Origin of the sequence: Delftia sp. ZNC0008 (genome assembly GCF_000799035.1) — a bacterium.
In the GTDB taxonomy this organism is placed as follows: Bacteria; Pseudomonadota; Gammaproteobacteria; order Burkholderiales; family Burkholderiaceae_C; genus Comamonas; species Comamonas tsuruhatensis.
Genome location: NZ_JTKZ01000669.1, coordinates 1 through 337 on the forward strand (window position 1 = coordinate 1; position 337 = coordinate 337).

The 337-nt window shown below is 73.0% G+C and carries 1 protein-coding gene; it reads left to right on the forward strand.

Features of this window, described 5'->3' with window-relative positions; all coding sequences use genetic code 11:
- On the forward strand, window positions 1–337 hold a 337-nt coding region (locus tag L995_RS21950; RefSeq protein ID WP_047473707.1), incomplete at both ends, for an ATP-binding cassette domain-containing protein.

Below are 337 nucleotides of genomic sequence, written 5' to 3' on the forward strand. Positions count from 1 at the left end.
CCGCGTCTTTGGCTATGCGCCCGGCAAGGCCGTGTTCGAGGACATCTCCCTGAGCATTGCCCCGCGCGAAATCGTCTGCCTGCTCGGCGGTAGCGGCTGCGGCAAGTCCTCGCTGCTGCGCGTGCTCGGCGGCCTCGAATCGCCGGACGGCGGCGCCTGGAGCCGGGGCGAGCTCCAGTTCCTCGGCCAGCCGTTGACCGCGCCGCACCCGCGCGCGGGCTTCGTGTTCCAGCAGCCCAGCCTGCTGCCCTGGCTGGACGCGCGGCGCAACGTGGGCTTCGGCCTGGACTTCGAGCGCCAGCCGAAGCTGGAGGCCGAGGCCCGCAGCCAGCGCGTG